The following is a 22525-nucleotide window of genomic DNA, read 5'->3' as shown; positions in this document are numbered from 1 at the left end:
GTAAAGTATATTACTATACGTATATGAATTTAAAGGAGGAATCGTAATGCAAATAGATGTATGGTCAGATTTTGCATGTCCGTTTTGTTATATTGGCAAAAAGAGGCTGGAGGGCGCATTAGCCAAGTTCGAGCATGGCAAGCAGGTGAAGGTCGTGTTCCGCAGCTTCGAGCTGGACCCTAGTGCCGCGATCAGCTATGAGCACGATGTACACGAAATGCTGTCCCGCAAATACGGCATGCCACGCGAGAAAGCAATCGAGATGAACAGCGATTTGGCGAAGCAGGCGGCATCCGTTGGTTTGACCTTTAACTTCGATACACTGGTGCTGACGAATACGTTTGATGCGCACCGCTTAACCCATTTTGCAGCAAGATACGGCAAGCAAGATGAGATGTCTGAACGACTGTTCCGGGCTTATTTTACCGATTCCAAGCATTTGGGACAGCGCGATACACTCGCTGATCTGGCTGCCGAGGTTGGACTGGATCGTCAAGAGGCACTTGCTGTGCTGGAAAGCGATGCTCATGCACAGGACGTTCGTGGCGACGAGGAGGAGGCTTCGCGGATAGGCGTGCGCGGTGTGCCATTTTTCGTCATTAATCGCAAATACGCGATATCGGGCGCTCAGCCCAATGAAGTGTTCCTGAATGCAATCAAGCAGGCTTGGGATGAAGCGTATCCGGCTCTGACCGTCATCAATGATTTGCCGGATGATGCTGACGGTGCAGCTTGCTCGGACGGCACTTGCGCGCCTTCGGCTGCAAAGGATGCTAATTCAGACAAGGCGTAAATTTGTATAGAGCTGAAATGATGAATATTTGAATATAATTAGATATCAGGGAAGGCTGGGGTGGCGGGCAAGTGACGCTGCTTCAGCTTTTTTTTGAAATATAAGATAATATATGTTTTGCCTAACAGGTGTGAAAATAAAATTTGGCCGAGGGTTGTCCTTCGCCCTTTATGATGAGAAAATGAGGAAAAAGAGCATCAGGAGGCTATGCGCGTTGAAAAGAAAGTCCCGTAAAAAGAAGTTTAAAATGAAAAATGCCCTTATTTCCTTGCTTATTATGCTGGCTTTGGCCGGAGCGTCTTATATGGGCTGGCTTGATGAGCTGGCGAAAGATTGGAATACAGCAGAAGGAACGGACTACACGTTATATTTTCCGGCCGATCGGTATCCAGAGACAGGCAAGCACATTAAAGATGCGATTGCAGCGGGAAAATCTCCTATTTGTACGATTGATCGGGAAGGCGCGGATCAGAATCGGAAAAAATCTTTGCAGGGCGTAAAGGTGAAGAAAGGCTACGATCGTGATGAATGGCCGATGGCTATGTGTGCGGAAGGCGGGAGCGGCGCCCATATTGCTTATATTGATCCATCGGATAATCGCGGAGCGGGTTCATGGGTCAGCAATCAGCTGGAAAAATACCCGGATGGTTCGAGAATTGCTTTTGTCATCAAATAAGCAAGCTTTTATTGTGAGTAAAAGTCTAATTGTCTGCGTTCATGCAGAGGATTGGGCTTTTTTTTATTTTTAATTACTGGGTGAATACCGTGTTGCATATCGGACGCAAACATAGACTGGTGTGATGATAAAAGACTATTTTTACGATTTTGAATAGAAAGCGAGCAAATAAATCGTTAAGGAGGGATGAAGATGAACAGGAAAACACAAGAGCTTAACAAATGGATTAAGCAGCTCCAGCATGTGAAAGGTCTAATACGCCAAAATCGGGTTAAACGAGCGAGCTCCCATATTCGATATGTCATTTCGGCATGCAGGCGTACAGTCTATAAAAAGCGGTAATGCGAATAACTAATGGGAGATGAGCAGGTTGGTGAAAAGAAGAGCCAGTTGTTTGCGGAAATTAAACCTCGCCATTTTTGAATTGAGATTAGCGCGCAGGCTGGCGGGGAGAAATAAAATCGTCCGGGCGGAGCGCGAAGTGATCGACTCGATTTTGCTGCTGACAAAGGCGCTGAAATGTCTCGATGGGCATCACGATAAAAAACCTCGGAATGGCCATATCCATCGGCCAGCTCATGCAAGACGCGGAAAACGTGGCCCGAGAGGCGCCAGAGGCCCAAGGGGTGGAAGGGGTTTTAGCGGTCCTGCTGGAACTGATGGGGCAACTGGAGCAACTGGTCCTGCAGGAGCTGCAGGGCAGCCTGGAGCGATGGGCCTTCCCGGAGCGATTGGTCCAGCGGGATCGCCTGGAGCGCAAGGCGCTGCGGGAGCAATTGGTCCAGCGGGAGCAAATGGTGCTCCGGGAGCTGCAGGAGTGACTGGAGCGACTGGTGCGACTGGTGTAGCTGGAGCAACAGGGGCAGGACTAGATGAGATAGTCGCGTTTGATCCCTTGGTAGCCCCAACTTATCCCGTTTATCAGTTCGTTACGTTTAATGGCAGCACGTATATCGTGAATACGGCGCCGCCAAGTGGAGTTCCAGGAAGCTCTGCAGACTATACACTGCTGGCTGGCGCGGGAGCAACGGGTGCAACAGGAGCCAATGGGGCGCCAGGATCAGCTGGGGTAATGGGAGCTACAGGAGCGACAGGTGTGGGATTACAGGGGATAATGGCGTTTGATCCTTTGGCAGCTCCAACTTACCCCGTAAATCAGGTAGTTACGTTTAATGGCAGCACGTATGTCGTGAATACGGCACCGCCAAGCGGGGTACCAGGAAGCTCGCCAGATTATACACTGCTGGCTGGCGCAGGTGCAACGGGGGCGACAGGGGCTGCAGGATCAGCTGGGGCAATTGGAGCAACAGGAGCAACAGGTGTGGGATTGCAAGGGATAGTGGCGTTTGATCCTTTAGAAGCTCCAACATATCCCGTAAATCAGGTAGTAACGTTCAATGGCAGCACGTATGTCGTGAATACGGCACCGCCAAGCGGGGTACCAGGAAGCTCGCCAGATTATACGCTGTTGGCTGGCGCAGGAGCGACAGGAGCAACAGGAGTAACGGGTGTGGGATTACAAGGGATAGTGGCGTTTGATCCTCTAGAAGCTCCAACATATCCCGTAAATCAGGTAGTAACATTCAATGGCAGCACGTATATTGTGAATACGGCGCCGCCAAGCGGAGTTCCAGGAAGCTCTGCAGATTATACGCTGCTGGCTGGCGCAGGAGCGACAGGGTCGACAGGGGCAATTGGTGCAACAGGAGCAACAGGAGCAACAGGAGTAACGGGTGCGGGATTGCAAGGGATAGTAGCGTTTGATCCTCTAGTAGCTCCAACATATCCCGTAAATCAGGTAGTAACGTTTAATGGCAGCACGTATGTCGTGAATACGGCACCGCCAAGCGGAGTACCAGGAAGCTCGCCAGATTATACACTGCTGGCTGGCGCAGGAGCGACAGGGTCAACAGGGGCAATTGGTACAACAGGTGCAACAGGAGCGACAGGAGTAACGGGTGCGGGATTGCAAGGGATAGTAGCGTTTGATCCTCTAGTAGCTCCAACATATCCCGTAAATCAGGTAGTAACGTTCAATGGCAGTACGTATGTCGTGAATACGGCACCGCCAAGCGGGGTACCAGGAAGCTCGGCAGATTATACGCTGTTGGCTGGTTCAGGTGCGACGGGGGCGACAGGAGCAACAGGAGTAACGGGTGTGGGATTGCAAGGGATAGTGGCGTTTGATCCTTTAGTAGCTCCAACATATCCCGTAAATCAGGTAGTAACATTCAATGGCAGCACGTATATCGTGAATACGGCACCGCCAAGCGGGGTACCAGGAAGCTCGCCAGATTATACACTGCTGGCTGGTTCAGGTGCGACGGGTGCGACAGGGTCAACAGGGGCAATTGGTGCAACAGGAGCAACAGGAGTAACGGGTGTGGGATTGCAAGGGATAGTAGCGTTTGATCCTTTAGTGGCTCCAACATACCCCGTAAATCAGGTAGTAACATTCAATGGCAGCACGTATATCGTGAATACGGCACCGCCAAGCGGGGTACCAGGAAGCTCGCCAGATTATACACTGCTGGCTGGTTCAGGTGCGACGGGTGCGACAGGGTCAACAGGGGCAATTGGTGCAACAGGAGCAACAGGAGCAACAGGAGTAACGGGTGTGGGATTGCAAGGGATAGTAGCGTTTGATCCTTTAGTGGCTCCAACATACCCCGTAAATCAGGTAGTAACATTTAATGGCAGCACGTATATCGTGAATACGGCACCGCCAAGCGGGGTACCAGGAAGCTCGCCAGATTATACGCTGTTGGCTGGCGCAGGTGCGACAGGCGCAACAGGAGCAACGGGTGCTGGAGTGACCGGAACGACCGGAGTAACCGGACCCACAGGTACAACTGGAGAAACAGGAGCAGCCGGAGCAACCGGAGTGACGGGTGCAGGAGTCACAGGCTCGACTGGCGCAACGGGAGCGACAGGGACAACTGGTGAGACAGGAGCAACGGGCTCCACTGGTGCAACCGGAGAGACGGGAGCTACGGGTGTAACAGGAGCAGCCGGCGTAACAGGTGTAACGGGCTCGACTGGTGCAACGGGAGAGACGGGAGCTACGGGTGTAACAGGAGCAGCCGGCGTAACAGGTATAACGGGCTCGACTGGTGCAACGGGAGAAACGGGAGCCACGGGTGTAACAGGAGCAGCCGGTGAGACAGGAGTAACGGGCTCGACAGGCGCAACCGGAGAGACAGGAGCCACGGGTGTAACAGGAGCAGCCGGTGTAACAGGTGTAACGGGCTCAACTGGTGTAACCGGAGAGACGGGAGCCACGGGCGTAACTGGAGCAGCCGGTGTAACAGGTGTAACGGGAGCGACAGGTACAGCAGGTGCAACCGGAGTAACGGGCTCGACAGGCGCAACCGGAGAGACGGGAGCCACGGGCGTAACTGGAGCAGCCGGTGTAACAGGTGTAACGGGAGCGACAGGTACAGCAGGTGCAACCGGAGTAACGGGCTCGACAGGCGCAACCGGAGAGACGGGAGCCACGGGCGTAACTGGAGCAGCCGGTGTAACAGGTGTAACGGGAGCGACAGGTACAGCAGGTGCAACCGGAGTAACGGGCTCGACAGGCGCAACCGGAGATACAGGAGCCACGGGTGTAACCGGAGCAGCCGGCGTAACAGGTGTAACCGGAGCGACAGGTACAGCCGGTGTAACCGGAGTAACGGGCTTGACTGGCGTAACCGGAGAGACGGGAGCCACAGGTGTAACAGGAGCAGCCGGCGTAACAGGTGTAACCGGAGCGACAGGTACAGCCGGTGCAACCGGAGTAACGGGCTCGACAGGCGCAACCGGAGAAACAGGAGCAGCCGGTGTAACAGGAGCAACTGGAGCGACAGGTACAGCAGGTGCAACCGGAGTAACGGGCTCGACAGGCGCAACCGGAGAGACGGGAGCCACAGGTGTAACAGGAGCAGCCGGCGTAACAGGTGTAACGGGAGCGACAGGTACAGCCGGTGTAACCGGAGTAACGGGCTCGACTGGAGCAACGGGAGAGACGGGAGCCACGGGTGTAACCGGAGTAACGGGAGCGACTGGTGTGACAGGGGCTGCGGGAGCCACGGGAGCCACAGGTCTGACAGGAGCAACCGGGGCAACAGGAGCCACAGGTCTGACAGGAGCAACCGGGGCAACAGGAGCCACAGGTCTGACAGGAGCAACCGGGGCAACGGGAGCCACAGGTCTGACAGGAGCAACCGGGGCAACAGGAGCCACAGGTCTGACAGGAGCAACCGGGGCAACAGGAGCCACAGGTCTGACAGGAGCAACCGGGGCAACAGGAGCCACAGGTCTGACAGGAGCAACCGGGGCAACAGGAGCCACAGGTCTGACAGGAGCAACCGGGGCAACGGGAGCCACAGGTCTGACAGGAGCAACCGGGGCAACAGGAGCCACAGGTCTGACAGGAGCAACCGGGGCAACGGGAGTCACAGGTCTGACAGGAGCAACCGGAGCAACCGGCGTTAGTACGACAGCTGTATCTGCTTTTGCAGCCAATACAACTGGGGGTGTCATTGCAGTTATACTTGGAGGCACGAATGTACCGCTCCCAAGCTCTCAAAATATCGCTACAGGCATAACGGTCAATGGATTAAACGATACGTTCACAGTTGCCGCTGCGGGCAGATATTATATTACGTACCAAATTAATTTGACGGCGGCGTTATTGGTCAGCTCGCGTCTGCTAATTAACGGCGTCGCGAGTACAGCCTCAACATTGGAGCCAGTATTAAGCTTATCCTCTTTCAATAACGACATTATTGTTGGACTGACAGCAGGCTCGACCATTACCCTTCAATTATTTGGACTGCTGGGTGCGGCCACATTGCTTGGAGGCAGCGCTGGCGCGGCATTGACCATTATCCAATTAAGCTAATGCGGCCAGTTGGGCACCAAGGCAAGAGTGACTGAATAGGATGGGTCAATAGAATCAACTCGCAGGAGTGTGGTTTCATTGATCGCGATCAGTCTTTGCATGATAGTCAAAAATGAAGAAAAAACATTGGCACGCTGCCTCTCCTCTATTGCCCCTGCCGTAGATGAAATTATTATTGTCGACACAGGCTCGACCGATGCTACACGGGAAATCGCTGCCGGTTTCACCGATCGCGTCGAGTCTTTCACCTGGGTGGATGACTTCGCCGCCGCCCGCAATTTCGCATTCTCGCTTGCAACGAAGCCTTATATGATGTGGCTGGATGCGGATGATGTATTGGAGGTTTCCGAACTGCACAAGCTGAAGGCGCTCAAACACCAGCTTGACGATACGGTAGACTCCGTCTCAATGGACTACCACTTGTCCTTTGACGAGTTCGGCAACGTAGTTAACAAGCTGCGGCGCAATCGCATTGTCAAGCGTGAGCGGAATTTTCAGTGGATTGGCGCGGTCCATGAGTATTTGGAGGTTTACGGAAACATCATCCATTGTGATGTTTCCGTTACACATAAGAGCCTCGGGCATGATAGCGACCGCAATTTAACGATGTATGAAAATCGGCTTCGTAGAGGAGAAGTTTTCACCCCGCGCGACTTATTTTATTATGCCAATGAGCTGAAAGACAATGGCCGCTACGATTCAGCCATCCGTTATTATGACAAGTTTCTCGCTACCGGCAAAGGTTGGATCGAGGATAATATTCTTGCTTGCGGGCGGCTTGCGGACTGCTACCACGAGCTGAACGAGCCGCGCAATATGATGGATTCTGTGCTGCGATCCTTCTATTACGATAAGCCTCGGGCGGAATTTTGCTGCCGCCTTGGGTATCATTTTTTGCAGCGGGATGAGCTTCAGATGGCGGTGTATTGGTATAAGCAGGCGATCCACGTGGAGCATACGGACACAACAGGCTGGGGTTTTGCGAATATTGCCTGTTCTACTTGGCTGCCGCAGCTTCAGCTATGTGTCTGCTATGACCGTCTAGGCGACTACGAGGCAGCTTATAGGCATAACGAGCAGGCGGCCAGCTATCGGCCGGAGGATGAGCGAATGATAGCGAACCGGGAATATTTGAGTCAGCGGCTGAGTAAGAAGGATGAGGGAGGGATCGTACTTGTCTGAGGAAAAAAGGCGTGTGCTTATTGCCAGTCCCGTTCAGCAGCAGCCTACGATTCTTGCGTTGTTTCTCGCTTCGCTGAAACGCCTTCATGCAGATCAGCTGGAGCTGAGCTATCTCTTCATTGACGATAATACGGATGCTACGAGCAGTCAGCTGCTGGAACAGTTTACTGCCGCTCGCGAGGGGGTAACCATTATCCGCTCAGAACCCTCCGATAGCCAAGACGTGTATGTACGCACGGATTTGACGCATTGCTGGAATGAGCAGCTCATTTGGAAGGTTGCCCATTTCAAAAATCGAATCATTGAACATGCGCTAGAGCACCAATTTGACTATTTATTTTTGCTCGACTCCGACCTGCTGCTGGATTCCAGAACGCTTGCGCAGCTAGTAGCGGACGACAAGGATATAGTATCGGAAATTTTTTGGACCCGCTGGCAGCCGGATGCACGTCCTCAGCCGCAAGTATGGCTGCATGACGAATATGGACAGTGGGAGCGAGGCCGAGGCGAGCAGCTGAGCGATTTGGAAATTGCGGAGCGCTTGGAGCAGTTTTACGCGATGTTAAACGAGCCTGGCGTATACGAGGTAGGCGGGCTTGGCGCATGTACGCTGCTAAGCAGACGTGCGCTTGAAGCAGGTGTGCACTTTGGACCCATTAGCAATTTAACCTTCTGGGGGGAAGATCGGCATTTTTGCATTAGAGCGGCTGCGCTTGGCCTGCAGCTGTTTGTGGATACCCACTATCCCGCCTATCATATTTACCGCAGCGCGGATTTGGCTGGGGCGGAGCGTTTTCTACAGAAAGAAACGGAAGTCCAGCCCCTGACCCGAGGACGGCTCACGCTGTCGATGGTCGTAAGGAACGAGAGCAGCCGCTATTTGCGCCAGGCGCTGGAGCAGCATCGCCAGTATATTGATGACGCAGTCATCATTGATGATGGCAGTACGGATGATACCGCTGAGGTGTGCCTACAGGCGCTGGAAGGCATTCCGGTTAAGCTGATCCGCAACGAGGTGTCGCGTTTCAGCAATGAAATTACGCTGCGGAAGCAGCAGTGGGAAGAGACGTTGACTGTAAATCCGGAGTGGATTTTGAATCTAGACGCGGATGAATGGTTCGAGCAAAGCTTCGCTCAGGAGCTCGATTCGCTGCTGCAAAGCCGGTCTACGAATGTATTTTGCTTCCGGCTATACGATTTCTGGAGCCTTCATTCGTATAGATCGGATGCGATCTGGCAGGCACATGAAAGCTATCGTCCTTTTTTGCTCCGCTATGACCCAGCATTTGATTATAAGTGGAAAAATACGCCGCAGCATTGCGGGCGTTTTCCCGCTAATATTTTGGAGCTGCCTCACCAGCTGTCGGACATTCGCCTTAAGCATTATGGCTGGGCAAAAGAGGAACATCGCCGGGAGAAGCTCCACCGCTACCAGCTGCTTGACCCCGATGCCAAGTATGGCTGGAAGGAGCAATACCTGTCCATTTTGGATAATAATCCACAGCTCGTGGAGTGGCAGGAATAACAGGTTCCAGTCTGCAAAAAAAAAAAAGCATCTCTGCTCATCAGGAATGATGAGTGGGGATGCTTTTAATCGTTTTATTGGAAGTACGTATAATAAATAGCTTAACGCAAAATTCGGCCAATAATGCCGCCGAGCCCGCCTTCGTTATTGTTATTGCTTGGAGCGCCGCCGTTATTGCCAGCGTTGCCGCCGTTGCCGCCAAAAGTGTTTTGGAAGGCGCTGCTTTGCTCTTGCGGCTGGTAACGATTGTCATCAATGCCGAATTTCACGCCGCTTTGGCGCTCGAAAGGCTGAATGATAACGATTTGCCCAGGCTCATTGAACTCATACATATAAGACTCGCCAGAGGTTTGTCCGATAAGGGTTTTCCAGTTCACATCAAGCTTCACTTTAGGTGAAGGGCCTGTCCAGGCAACAATCGCATCGGGATCGACGCGGCATGGGGCTTGCAGAACGAGCGGGTTGCCGTTCGTTTTCACTGCGACTTGAGCGCCTTGGCCGTTATAGGAGAGCTTGGAGGTGAAAAGTCCGCGTTGGGAAATGACACCGGAGCCGATGATTGTAACGCCGTAGTGGCAAGTTTCTGTAAACGCCAGCAGGTCTTCACTTTCAACGCTTACGTGCTGCCAAGGGCCGCCCTGCTCCAAATTAATGACGGTCACATGCGTGTTCTGGTCAGCAAGATAGACGGAGCCTTGGCCTTCGACTTCCATAATTTCAAGATTTTCGCCTGTAATGCGGCGCATACCGTGGTTCAATACTTGTCCAACAATGTTGCCGGAGTTTGTGCCAAGCAAGCGCTTGGAATATTTAAATTTGCCGTTGTAAGCCTGATCAGCGACCATGGAGCCTTTTTTAGCGAAAAACTTGCCTTGGCCTTCAGCCTTCAGAAACAGCTCGCGTTCCACTTGAAATTGAAATGGCATATGAGTTGACCTCCAGTTAGATGTGTAGTGAATTACATAGCGCCATAATGTGCGCAAATGCCAGCGAGATCAAGCGTAAGGCCTGTACCTACCGCATTGAATTTCCACTCGTTGTTGTGGCGGTATACTTCTCCCGCGAGCAAGGAAATGGAAGTGGAATAGTCTTCGGACAGGTCGAAGCGGCAAATTTCAGCGCCGTTAGCCTGGTTGACGATCCGAATGTAGGCGTTGCCGATTTGGCCAAAGTTTTGATTTTTGCGAATAGCGTCGTCAATCGTCACGGTAAATACGATTTTCTGAATGTCAGGAGATACGCGGGACAGTTGGATTTCTGCCGACTCATCGTCGCCGCTGCCTTGTCCAGTCCGGTTGTCGCCGTTATAGCGAATCGCTCCGTCCGGGCTGTTCAAGTTATTATAAAAAACAATATGGCCGTTGGAAGGAAGCTTCTCCGCTTGGTTCAGCAGGAAAATTTCAACATCGAGGTCATAATTTTGGCCTTGCAAGCGATTCGTATCCCAACCGATTCCAACCTTTAAATGGTCGAGTCCGGGGTTGTTTTTCGTCAAATCGAGCTTTTGTCCCTTGGACAATACAAGTCCGCCTCCGAAGCCGCCACCTTGAGGAGCAGGTGCTGCACCAAAGGAGTTAGCGTTGCCAGCATTCGGGAATCCACCTTGCTGAGTACCGCCTTGAATGCCGCCCTGTTGAATGCCGCCTTGTTGGATGCCGCCTTGCTGAATACCGCCCTGTTGAATGCCACCCTGCTGGATACCGCCTTGGATACCGCCCTGAATGCCGCCTTGTCCACCAAAATGATTGCCGCCGTTTGAATTCGATCCAATACCCATTTGTATTGCCTCCTCAAATATGAAATAAAAGAACCATCTGCCTCGACAGTTATTCACCTTGAAGCTCTTAACAGGCCAGAATGGTGGAATTTGTCGATTCTGTGTAAGAATATGAAACTATTTGTAGTATAGCAGATTGTGATTATAGTTGTTAATGGTTAATGGTGTTACAGTTCCTGCTGCAGCAGGGATGTCTGATTAGATACGGCGAAGCGAAAGCTTGGTTGCATTTTTAAAAATATAGAAAAGGATATGATTTTCACATCCTTTCTCTATATTTCTCGGTACGAAACGCGCTGCGCCGCCAAAGGACGGCGACAGCCGTTTCACCTTGGAATAAAGAAACATAACAAAATAGAAGACAAAAGAGAACTATAAAAACAAATTGAATCTCCTATTTTTTTCAAGTAGTTCCTCTATAATGATGTGAAGCGCTTTCAATACACTTTAAAAAATAGGAGGATCGCATGAATAAAAAACGCAAATGGATCGCGGCCGTTATGGCCCCAGCTATCGTTGTTTCGATGTTCTCTTCTGCTGCTTTCGCTCAATCAGGGGCAGCAACTAACGCGTTTGCTCCCGATATACAGGGGCATTGGGCGAAAGCTGCTATAGAGAAATGGAGTGCGCAGGGAATTGTAAGCGGTTACTCGGACGGAGCCTTCCACCCGAATGGCAGCATGACCCGGGCGGAATTTGTCGCGGTCGTTAATCGGTTGTTCGGTTTATCGGCTTTGTCTGCTTCTGCCTTTAGCGATGTGCCGGAGACGGCATGGTATGCGGGCGAGCTTAGCAAAGCGCGGGCTGCGGGCTATTATGACGGGTTCCCGGGTAACGAGGCAAGAGCGGAGCAGCCGATAACGAGGCAGGATGCGGTAACGCTGCTGGCGCGCATTTTCGAGCTGAAGGCAGCGGACGATGCAGCGTACGCGGGGGCCTTCAAGGATAGCAGCCAAATTTCCAGCTATGCGAAAAAGGCGATCAACGCGCTGCAAGGTGTCGTCAGCGGCTACGAAAATGGCGCTTTCCTGCCCGCAGGCAAAATCTCTCGTGCAGAGGTCATAACCTTGGTGGACAAACTGGTGGCCGAGCTGTATGCCAAGGCAGGGGATTATACAGCGGCGCAGGCGATTTTGGGCCATGCGATCATTAATCATGCTGGCATTACGCTCAAAGATGCCCAAATTGCTGGCAACCTTTATTTGGCCGCAGGCATTGGGGACGGTGAGGCAGTAGTCGATCATGCAAGCGTGAAAGGAACGACGTTTATTGCAGGTGGCGGCGATCACACCGTTATCTTTCATGATTCAACGCTGGCAGGCGTAGAAATTAACCGCAAGGATGGCAAGGTGCATGTTGAGGCAGACGGAGATACCAAAATCAACAGCATCGTGGCTAACAGCAAGGCTATTCTGGAGCTGGGAGACAACGCGGAGGCAGACAGCATCGTGCTGAATCAGCCTACGGAGCTGATCACCGGTCCAGGGACAACGATTGGGAGGCTGACGGTGCAGGCCGATTCCGTCACTATTAATGGCAAACCAGTAGCCAAAGGCAGTTATACGCTGAAAAATGGCACGCTGACGCCAGTTGGCACCGGCACGGCGCCAGGAACAGGGGCATCCTCGGGCAGCAGTGGCGGCAGCAACAATGGTGGGGAAAATGGCGGAAATACGGAGCCGACGGTGAATTTTGTCGATCAGAATGCAACGGCTGAGACCAAATCATTGTTCGCCTATTTGAACGGCGTGCGCGGCCATGAAATTTTGTTCGGCCACCAGCATGCAACGGACGAAGGCGTGACACTGACCTCTACGGACGGCTCGCAATCCGAGGTGAAAAATTCGGTTGGCGATTACCCAGCCGTGTTCGGCTGGGATACGCTAAGTCTGGAAGGCAAAGAAAAGCCGGGTGTGCCGAACAACATCGAGCAAAGCCGGATTAATCTCACTGCATCGGTCAAGAATGCCCACGATCTCGGCGGCATTGTAACGCTCAGCACCCATTTTCCGAACTTTGTGACGGGTGGCAGCTTTAACGATACATCAGGCAATGTAGTTGCTCATATTTTGCCGGGCGGCGACAAGCATGCGGAATTTAACGCTTTTCTAGACACCATTGCGAATTTTGCAAATAATGTGAAGGATGATGATGGCAAGCTCATTCCGATTCTGTTCCGTCCCTTCCATGAGCAAAACGGCGGCTGGTTCTGGTGGGGCGCGAAAACGACGACCACAAGCGAATACAAGGAGATTTTCCGCTATACGGTTGAATACCTGCGCGATAAGAAGGACGTGCGCAACTTCCTGTATGTTTTCTCGCCAAATGGCTCGTTCGGAGGCGCGGAAAGCACGTATTTGACGACGTACCCGGGCGACGATTATGTCGATATATTGGGGATGGACCAATACGATAACAAGGAGAATGCGGGTTCGCAAAGCTTTTTGAACGGATTGGTTACGGATCTGGGCATGATCTCAAGGCTGGCGGACAGCAAGGGGAAAATTGCGACGTTTTCCGAATTCGGCTACAGCCCGGAGGGGATGAAGACGACCGGGAATAATAATACGACCTGGTTTACCGATTTGCTGAGTGCGATCAAGTCCGATGAGGACGCTTCACGCATTGCCTATATGCAGACATGGGCAAACTTTGGCCTTGGCAACAATTTGTATGTGCCTTATAAAAATGCGCCAAACGGGCTCGGGGATCATGAGCTTTTGCCTGATTTTATTAACTTTTATAATGATTCGTTTACGACTTTCCGCAATGAGGTGCAGGGCGTGTATGGCCATACGGTCGTGACAGCGCCAGAGCAGCCGTTCATGCATATTGCGACGCCTACGGATAACAGCATTGTGGGCAGCTCCGTCACGATTCGCGCACGGGCGCTGGAAATTACCCCAACGAAGGTCGTCTATTCGGTACAGGGTTCGGATACAGAATATCCGATGACGCTCGATAGCGAAGGATTTTTCTATACGGCGAATTGGTCTCCGGCAGCGGGTTTAAATGGCAAAACAGCGGTGTTGAACGTCAAAGCATATGTTGGCAATCAGGCTTCGCTTACGCAATCTGCGACGGTATCGGTGCAGGCAAGCGAGATTTTGATGAAAACGTACACCTTTGACCAAGATACAGAAGGCGTAGTCAAAAATGGCGATCCGGGCACTTATCCGGAAACGATGGCGCTGACTGTGGGCCATGATGCTTTGGATGGCAATGGCGTATTGAAGCTGGATGCCCAGCATGCGGCAGCAGCGGATACGTGGCAGGAATTCAAGCTCGCGCTTCCAGCGCTGGACGGCGGAAATGCACTGGCCGATGTGAAGCGCATCAAGCTGGACGCTTTTATTCCGCTGAATGCGGGAGATGCGCAGGCGACGATTAGCAGCATTGCGATGCTGCCGCCGGATTGGGATACGAAATATGGGATGACGACGACCAAAATCAAGCTGTCCGAGCTTCCGCAAGTGACCGTAGGCAGCACGGTATATGCGAAATTTTCGCCCGTTATTGATTTGAATGATGCGGCAAAATCAGCAGCTGCGACGGGGCTTGCCCTTTCCTTGGTGGGCAGCGGGCTAGAAGGCGATTTTTCAATCTACGTCGATAATCTAAGCTTGTACAGCACGTTCGCTGAGGCGGAGAAGGACCCGGCTGTAGTGGACGACTTCGAGACGTATCAAGGCAGCGATGCCGCTCTGGCAGCGAAGTTCATCCATGCGGGCGGCGATGCGACAGCTGTAGCGCTGGACGGCGGGCATAAAAGCTCGGGCAACTACGGGATGAAACTGGACTATACGCTGGGTGCTTCCGGCTATGCTGGCATTACGAAAGTGCTGGGTGGCGTAGATTGGTCCACGTTCAACCATTTGAAATTTTGGATGGTGCCGGACGGCAGCAACCAGAAGCTCGTGATTCAGCTGCGTGTGGATGGCGTTTCCTACGAAGCCTATCCATCGCTTGCAGGTACAACCGGGCAATGGGTCAGCCTTCACTTTAATGAGTTTACCGTTGCTCCTTGGGATACAGGAAATACGGGCAAAAAGATCAACAAGGCCAGCTTGAAAAATGTACAGGAGTTTTCCATTTACGTGAATGCCATCAATGGAGCCACCCTTAACAGCTCGCTTTATTTCGATGATATTGGAGCGATAAATGATGGAACAGGCGGCGTGCCAAATGGCGGCTCCGGTTCGGGAAGCTCGCCAGCAGAGCCAGGCACGCTTTATGGATTCGAAACGGATACGGCTGGCTGGACGGTAAGCTCGAATGAGGCACAGGCCGCAGATGCCGCGATTACAGCGGATGAGAAGACAGAGGGCGTCCATTCGCTCACGTCTACCTTCTCGCTAGCAAGCCCGGCGGGCTTTGAGCTGACGAAGGTTGCAGCAGCAGACTTGTCCGCAGCTGCAGCACTCAGCGTCAAGGTGAAGCTGTCGCAAGGAACCGCTAATGCCCGCCTGTATATTAAAACAGGCAGCACATGGGAGTGGCATGACAGTGGAACAGGTGTGATCGTCGATTCCAGCGAATTCAAGACGCTGACGATTCCGCTCGCCAGTATAGCAGGGCTCGACAGCGTGCAGGCAATCGGCGTGAAAATCGAGCCGACGGCGGGACAGACGGGTACAGCAGCCGTCTATGTAGATGATGTGTATGTGGAAGGAAGCGGAGGGCCGGGAACGGCTGGTCCCACTTACGATTTTGAAAGCGGAGCAGAGGGTTGGGCCATTAATACCGATGCGGATAATGCCTACAATACAGCCAATGCCCGTGATATGGCAGTGTCGACCGATGCAGCATCATCAGGAAACAGCTCGCTGAAGGCGGCTTTTGACCTCAATGGGGGCGAATTCCAGCTTAGACGGGTCGGTGCGCTGAACTTGGGTACAGCAAGTACGCTGTCCGCCAAGTTTAAAGTGGCACCGGACGGGAATGCGGCGCTTTCGGGAGCTGTATCCGTGAAGTTGTTTCTGCAAACGGGCAGCGGGTGGAGCTGGTTCGCGCCAAACGATACGGTATCCTACAGCGGCGATGGATTTGTGACGGTAAGCTACGATTTGTCCGGCGTCGCGGATAAAAGCAATGTCCAGGCGCTAGGCATTCAAGTGTTTGCACCAAGCGCCTCGACCGGCGCAGCAACGATTTATTTGGATGAGGTTAAGGTGCAATAAATGAATAATCGAACGTAATCGCAAAAAAAGGGAGGCCCCGGATAAGGGTCTCCCTTCTTTATTGTGCAATCGATTCTCCCAACAAGGAGATATGCCAATTCTTAATAAAAGGTATAACAGTGGTTGTTGCACTTGTAAGGTAAATGGCAAGAACGATCAATGGAATGTGTAAAAGCTGCATTTTGTAGAAATGCTTAACATTTTTAAAATGTATAAATAGATTTAGTCCTACAATCAATTGAGCTAAAACCAGACTTACAACGATACTAATCAAAAACATATCATATACAATTTTGTGTGAGGCAAAGAAGCGATAGGTCGTTGATAGATAAAAAGTAAATTTATCAATTAAGACATAGAACATAATCCAATACACAAAAAGATATAACAAAGACAGGAGCATTAAGCTTATTTTACGCAACATCTGATGCTATTCAACCTTCCTATTGAAAAAATAAATCCAGCAAATGGATGATTCTCTCAGTTGAATATATCATGGCTGTTTGAAGCTGTATAGCCAGAGTGCGAATGGAGCCTTATCATGTACAGTATCCGCAGCCTGCGGTCATTAATTTTCTGGCTTGCGAAATGAATCCAAATAATTGTGAATGTCCGCTTCGGGCGTCTTCAGCAAGCCCTTGAGCATCGATTGAATGGAGCGCAGCGACTCCACCTTGTTATCAATCTCGGCTATTTTGCCGCGCACATACTCCTTTAAGGTTTCAGCGTCCATATCCCGGCCTAGCAGATGCAGCACTTCCTGAATTTCCTTAAGCGAGTAGCCGAGCGACTTGGTGTCTTTAATGAATTTGATTTTGACCAAATAATCGTCCGAGTATAAACGGTATCCGCCTTGGCTTCGGCGGGGGGCCGGAAGGATGCCGCTTTCCTCGTAATAGCGAATCGTTGCCATGCTGAGACCTGTTTTTTTGGCAAGCTCGCCGCGTGTCATTCCTTCCATGAGCGTTCCCCTCCTTGCTGTTGTCCGTGTGTTTATTGGGCAGCAGCTTTTTTCGTATAGTTATTGTCGAACACAACCTCAGGATAGTCCGGCGATGGCCCAGCCAGCAGCGGCTGTGATTCATTTTTCAAATATTGATTGAAAAAGGCGGTGACATAAGAGCGGGTAATGTCTACGACGTGATCGGGGTCAACACCCTTGGCGAACAGCTTAGGCGACAGCAGCGCGATATCGGTAAAGCTCTGATGGATAAAAGGCTCAACGGTCATGTAATACGTGTCATTGGTGCTTTTCGTCATGACCGAGTCCAAATCGGAAGCGAACTCATCGAAATAGACATAGGATTTCTCCTTCGTCGCCGGATCAAAGCTTTTGGCTGTATCGCCTGTCATCAAATACATGAACGGCTGCTTCAAGCCATTATGGGCTACATCGCCCCAAAATCCGCCTTCTAGGCTAACCCCCGCCTTAAAACGGCTGTCCTGTGCCAGCGTCTCCGCAGTAGTCGCCCCGCCATAGGAGTGGCCGAAAATGCCAACGCGGCTTAGATCCAGCTTGCCCTCCAGCTTATGATCAGGGTCATCCTGATTCCATGCCGTCAACGTGTCGAGTACAAAACTCGTGTCAGCTACACGGATAGCGACTTCTTTAATATTGTTGTCGTAAAGCTCTGCTGAAGTTGGAAATTCGGGCTCAGCTTCGTATAAAATCGAACGGCCATCCGGAAAATCAACCTTCGCTGATGTATAAGGATGATCCATGCCTACGACGATATAGCCATTGCTTACGAGTTCCTCAATTGCCGTCATGCTCTGGAAGCGGGTCGAGCGAATGCCGGGAGAAAACAGGACAACCGGATAGCTCGCTTCAGCAGAGGATAGCTCGGCCCCTTCTACGACATGCGTCGGAATGTTAATCACATGGCTGAAAATTTGCTTCGGAATGCCGAATACGAGGCTGACCGCTTCCCCAATTTCCGAAGGGTAATGCTCGGTCGATGCGCCTTCGGTTTTATTTTTATCTACCGGATACCATACATTGATCATCAACTCGCGCTTGTCATTTGGATTATCACTATGCGTTTCCGCTCGGGAATCATCCGTTAAATGCCGTGCAATGGTGCCAATGCCATAGCTGCCGTTAGGCTCAGGCATTGTGAAAACCGGCAGCAGCGTGCTCGCATATCCGGAAAATCCGCTTAGTGCGATGACGATAAGGGAGAGCAGGCTTTTTTTGATAATAGCCTTGGAACGGATAGGATGGCCATAGGGCTTCAGCAGCCGGCGGACGAAGGCAATAATCAAAACGAAAGCTACAGCGTAAGCGGCAACCATCTGGATGCGGAAATGATCGATTATTCCATGGAGCAGCACAGCCAGTACAATCGCGCCCAGCATCCCGGCATCAAGCCGCTTCGATTTTCTTGCGAATAACAGGCCTCCCGCTGCCGATAAAATAACCAGAATGACAATGACCTCTAATATTTTCATTATACAGTACCTCCATTTATTTCTGTATTCTCCGTCCAGCAGGCCGGATATTTTGTATAAACAGAGTATAAAGGTTGAAGTATACCTCAAGGTCAAGGTATTGTTTTTGAATGCCCTCTTCTGCCGAAAATGTCTCCCCCTTATGAATGTGAACCTGCATACCGAGAGGCAGAGTTGTCCTTTTCGTTTTGAGAGCTCACTTCCAGCACAGAGCTAGTCTTGGCGGACACAGCAGCAGCTATTTTATCAGAATGATGGGTTACGGCACAGGCTGCGGACACAGCAGCCATTAATATGCTGCAAGTGGCCATTTTGAAGGGACAATGCGGGAGATAACGGATTTCCAGTCCGCTTACAGCCCAGAATCGGATTAAAAGCCAAAATAGCGGAACCTCAGACCTCGCCATTTAGAGAAAAAAGAGCGAACCTTGCAAACACTGTGCTACTATATTGGCAAATCAAGCACGAGGTTTGACAGAAAAGGGGACTAGCTGTGTTTTACTCATTAAAAAGCCGACTTATTGCTGTTTTTATTTTGCTGTTCGTCCTTTCTTTTGGCGCAATGTCTTATATATTATTTAATGAATCACGCTCCATTATCCGCTCTTATATCGAATCCTCGGCACTGGAGAAAATGGAGGAGTACGGCGCTTACGTTGATATGGTCCAGATGCAGATTTACGATCTGGCCTCGCTCGTGTTCAATAGCGATACGACGAAAAACTGGGACGGGGCCATATCAGACCCGAAGCTTGCGGCGGGCGAGAAAATGCTGGCGAATATTAAGCTCAGCAGCTTTCTCACGCAGGCGATGAACAGCTATACGAGCGTATCACGGGTGACCTTTTACCGCGCAGACGGCATGTGGATCAGCAGCGACAATCAGGTCGTGTCCGATCCGGGTCTGCTTGAGCAGCAGTGGTACAGCGATTTTAAAACATCGGGAACCCACTGGGTGGCCAGCCATATTGACCCGGTCGAGGCACGATACAATAACAAGCATCCGGTTGTCAGCATGCTCATGCCAATCGGAACATTCGAGCCAAGCCGTGCCCGAACGGTGATGAAAATCAATGTGAGCAGCGACTATTTTCAGCAGCCGCTCAATCGGATTCACCTTGGTGAAAGCGGTACCATTTATTTGCTGGATCAAGGCGGCCAGCTGCTGCTTTCCCCGCCTGAGGCCGGGGCACAGGCCGGCATGCAGGCTGCGATGGAGAAAATCCGCGGAGATATGCGGAAACAAGGCGTTATTTATATGGATTCGGATAAAGGGAAAACCGATATCGTCGTATTTAAAAAGCTGCAAAGAACGGGATGGATACTTGCCGGCTTCGTATCGGAACAGGACTTGTATGCGAAGCTGTTCCAGTTGCGCAGCAGCATTATTTTATTCGCCTCCATATTGCTCGTATTATCCGTTTTTCTAGCCATATGGCTGTCGCAGAGCATTTCCAATCCGCTATCCCGCCTCATATCCGCTATGCGCCATGTGCAGCGGGGCGATTTCAATCAGGCGGAGCTGCGTCTTCCGCCGGAAATCAGCATTCGCAACGAGGTTGGTTTTGCAACGGTAACCTTCCGCAATATGGTGCGCCAGCTCCGGCAGCATATCAAAAACGAGTTTGAGCTGAAGCTGCTGCGCCAGCAAGCGGAATACAAGGCGCTGCTGATGCAGATCAATCCGCATTTTTTGTTCAATACGCTGGAGCTGATGAGCAGCCTCGCCATGCAGAAGCGCACCGACGATACGGTGCAGGTCATTGAGTCGCTCGGCAAAATGATGCGTTTCTCGCTGCGAATGAGCGATGATGTGGTGCCGCTGCGCGAGGAACTGAAATACGTGAAGGATTACGTGGAGATTTTGCAAATCCGCTTTGGTGAACGGCTGAGCTTGAGTTTGAAGGAGGAAGGGGAGCTTGCGCATCTGACGATTATTAAATTTATTTTGCAGCCGCTGATCGAAAATGCCGTCAAATACAGCTTTCAGCATCAACCGGAAGCCCGGGTGGAAATCGTGGTCAGCAGGAGTGAGGGGCGCATCGTTCTGAGCGTTGCGGACAATGGCCAGGGCATTCCTGACGACATGAAGCGCCAGCTTGCAGAACGCTCGGCCGCTGCTCGAATGGACATGCTGCTGAATAGCCGGGATAGTCAAATTGGCCTCAGCAACGTCATTGCAAGGTGCAGGCTGTATTACGGCGAGCTGTTTGAGATCCAGATCAAAGATAGCGGCTGGGGCGGTGCGCTAATCGTACTGGCACTGCCTATACAGGAGGAGGGAAAGCATGTATAAGGTGCTGATTGTGGACGACGAACCGGAAATCCGGCTGGGGCTGCGGCTCAAGGTAGATTGGGAGGAGCTGGGCCTATGTATTGCGGGCGAGGCGGCGAATGGCATGGAGGCGCTGGAGCAGCTGGAGCGCGATGCTTTCGATGTTGTGATGACAGACATGAACATGCCCGTGATGGACGGCTTGTCTTTTTTGGACGATTGCCGCAGGCTGTACCCTGAAATCCGGCTGATCATCCTTACAGGCTATGAGGATTTTAGTTATGCTCATGCGGCTGTCCGCCATCAGGCACGCCATTATTTGCTCAAGCCTGTTGCGCGGGATGAGCTGACGGAGGCACTGCTGAAAGTCAGAGGGGAGCTCGATAGGGAGCAGGAGAGCCAGCGGCAGTCCGAGGATATGAAATGGCGTTTGACCCAGTATTATCGGGAAATGAAGGAGCATTTTCTGCGCTATCTCATCCGGGGCGAGACAGGGCGTGAGGAAGCGCTATTGGAGCGGGCAAAGCTGTTTCAGCTGGAGGAATGGGGAGAGCGGACGGTCCGATTTATGACAGCAGGGCTAGAGCAGCGCGGTCAGCGCCTGAATCCGCTGATTCAGGCGGAGCAGGCTGGACAGAGGAGCCAGTCAGAACAAGCAGACCAGGCTGGACAGAGGAGTCAGACGGAACAAGCAGAACAAACAGACCGGACAGACCAGACACGGCAGCCGAAACAAGCAGACCAGACGGCTTGGCAGACGAACCGCAGGCCGGAGCAGTTCAGCCTGCCGTTCGAGCTGATATGCCGTGAGCTGGCGGAGGGTTCCACTGGCTCGGTGCAAGTCGTTCGAGACGAGCATTATCACGGCTTAATGCATATCGCTTTGCTGGATGGAGAGGAGAAGCCAGCGGAATTTGAGCAGAAGCTGCGCGATATGGTATACGGGCATCTCGGATTCGTGCCCTCCATCGGCATAGGAAATGCTGTGAAAGGCTTTAAGCAGTGGAAGGAGGGCTGCATGTCCTCGCTCGTCGCCTGGAATTTGGCAGAGGCGCAAGCTCGCCAAGGGGAACGGGCAGCGGAGGAGCCGTTTCTGCTTCCGAAGGAGACGGTTGATTTGATCCGGAGGCTGCTGGAACGGGGAGAAATGGAGCAGCTCGTCAAAATGATAGAGCGCGAGCTGAAGGAGGCGCTCAGCGTATCGCGCATCCGGTTCGTGAAGGCGATTTTTCAGTTTAACCTCGTCTTGGAGGCGCAGGCGCATGAAGCGCATGTGCCGTTAACGGGCGGCGAGCAGCTTTGGCTGCGTCCGGAAATGGCGCTCAACCTAAGCACAGCGGAGAAAGCCTGCCAATTTTTAATGCAGCTTGCCGCATCTATCCATGACAAGCTGCAAGGGGCGGAAGAGGGCGCTGTTGATACGGTTCTGGAGGCTTCCAGGCAATATATCGCGGAAAACTACATGTATGACTTGAATTTGACGATGCTCGCTGAACGATTCAATTATAATTCGTCCTACTTCTCGGAGCTGTTTAAAGCGAAAGCGGGAAAAACGTTTATTCACTATTTGACTGACGTCCGCATGGGACATGCAACCCGGCTGCTGGAGGAAACGGGGCTCAGCCTATGGGATATATCCGAGCTGTCCGGCTTTTCCAATGCGAGCTATTTCAGCTCCAAGTTTAAAAGGATGTATGGCCTGACACCGTCCGAATTCCGCCAGCGCCTATCTGAAAAAAGTGATAACGAACTCCCGAAGAAATGATATGTTGCCGAAT

The 22525-nt window shown here is 51.9% G+C and carries 13 protein-coding genes; 9 read left to right on the top strand and 4 right to left on the bottom strand.

The window, feature by feature from the left end; translation table 11 throughout:
* Positions 1-46: 46 nt before the first annotated feature.
* From BBD42_RS08335 to BBD42_RS08315, 6 genes are all read left to right on the top strand, one after another.
* Complete coding sequence (locus tag BBD42_RS08335; RefSeq protein ID WP_099517785.1) at positions 47-793, top strand: DsbA family oxidoreductase; 747 nt, start codon at positions 47-49, stop codon at positions 791-793.
* 247 nt (positions 794-1040) lie between these two features.
* Entirely contained in the window at positions 1041-1469 is a 429-nt protein-coding gene (locus tag BBD42_RS08330; protein WP_099521520.1) for a NucA/NucB deoxyribonuclease domain-containing protein, read from the top strand.
* A gap of 192 nt (positions 1470-1661) precedes the next feature.
* Positions 1662-1811, top strand: a complete 150-nt coding sequence (locus tag BBD42_RS31720; protein WP_172455433.1) for a hypothetical protein — start codon at positions 1662-1664, stop codon at positions 1809-1811.
* A gap of 772 nt (positions 1812-2583) precedes the next feature.
* Positions 2584-6357 carry a BclA C-terminal domain-containing protein gene (locus BBD42_RS32660; RefSeq protein WP_481855968.1) on the top strand — a complete coding sequence of 1258 codons (3774 nt, stop codon included), beginning with the start codon at positions 2584-2586 and terminating at the stop codon, positions 6355-6357.
* 78 nt (positions 6358-6435) lie between these two features.
* Entirely contained in the window at positions 6436-7539 is a 1104-nt protein-coding gene (locus tag BBD42_RS08320) for a tetratricopeptide repeat-containing glycosyltransferase family 2 protein (RefSeq protein ID WP_099517783.1), read from the top strand.
* Positions 7532-9064: a glycosyltransferase gene (locus BBD42_RS08315; protein WP_237163418.1), complete on the top strand. Its 1533-nt coding sequence runs from the start codon at positions 7532-7534 to the stop codon at positions 9062-9064. The genes BBD42_RS08320 and BBD42_RS08315 overlap by 8 nt, the downstream gene beginning before the upstream one ends.
* A gap of 101 nt (positions 9065-9165) precedes the next feature.
* On the opposite strand, the gene BBD42_RS08310 is transcribed toward BBD42_RS08315, so the two are convergent.
* The gene (locus BBD42_RS08310; RefSeq protein WP_099517781.1) at positions 9166-9990 is read right to left on the bottom strand and encodes an AIM24 family protein; all 825 of its coding nucleotides are present in this window, start codon (positions 9988-9990) and stop codon (positions 9166-9168) included.
* 32 nt (positions 9991-10022) lie between these two features.
* The gene (locus tag BBD42_RS08305; protein ID WP_099517780.1) at positions 10023-10841 is read right to left on the bottom strand and encodes a TerD family protein; all 819 of its coding nucleotides are present in this window, start codon (positions 10839-10841) and stop codon (positions 10023-10025) included.
* 467 nt (positions 10842-11308) lie between these two features.
* On the opposite strand from BBD42_RS08305, the gene BBD42_RS08300 reads away from it, so the two are divergent.
* Complete coding sequence (locus BBD42_RS08300) at positions 11309-16021, top strand: glycosyl hydrolase (protein WP_099517779.1); 4713 nt, start codon at positions 11309-11311, stop codon at positions 16019-16021.
* 568 nt (positions 16022-16589) lie between these two features.
* Here BBD42_RS08300 and BBD42_RS08290 read toward each other — a convergent pair.
* Both BBD42_RS08290 and BBD42_RS08285 read right to left on the bottom strand, forming a co-directional pair.
* A complete protein-coding gene (locus BBD42_RS08290; RefSeq protein WP_099517777.1) occupies positions 16590-16982 on the bottom strand; it encodes a MerR family transcriptional regulator in 393 nt (130 codons plus the stop codon).
* A gap of 32 nt (positions 16983-17014) precedes the next feature.
* Entirely contained in the window at positions 17015-18472 is a 1458-nt protein-coding gene (locus BBD42_RS08285; RefSeq protein WP_099517776.1) for an alpha/beta hydrolase family protein, read from the bottom strand.
* A 493-nt stretch (positions 18473-18965) separates the two neighbouring features.
* Here BBD42_RS08285 and BBD42_RS08280 point away from each other — a divergent pair, with 493 nt between their 5' ends.
* Positions 18966-20768 carry a sensor histidine kinase gene (locus BBD42_RS08280; protein WP_099517775.1) on the top strand — a complete coding sequence of 601 codons (1803 nt, stop codon included), beginning with the start codon at positions 18966-18968 and terminating at the stop codon, positions 20766-20768.
* Positions 20761-22512: a response regulator gene (locus BBD42_RS08275; RefSeq protein ID WP_099517774.1), complete on the top strand. Its 1752-nt coding sequence runs from the start codon at positions 20761-20763 to the stop codon at positions 22510-22512. The genes BBD42_RS08280 and BBD42_RS08275 overlap by 8 nt, the downstream gene beginning before the upstream one ends.
* Positions 22513-22525: the final 13 nt, after the last annotated feature.

This window comes from Paenibacillus sp. BIHB 4019, from assembly GCF_002741035.1.
Classification (GTDB): Bacteria; Bacillota; Bacilli; order Paenibacillales; family Paenibacillaceae; genus Pristimantibacillus.
The sequence above is the reverse complement of the archived record's forward strand: the minus strand, read 5'-3'. Positions and strand labels throughout refer to the sequence as shown.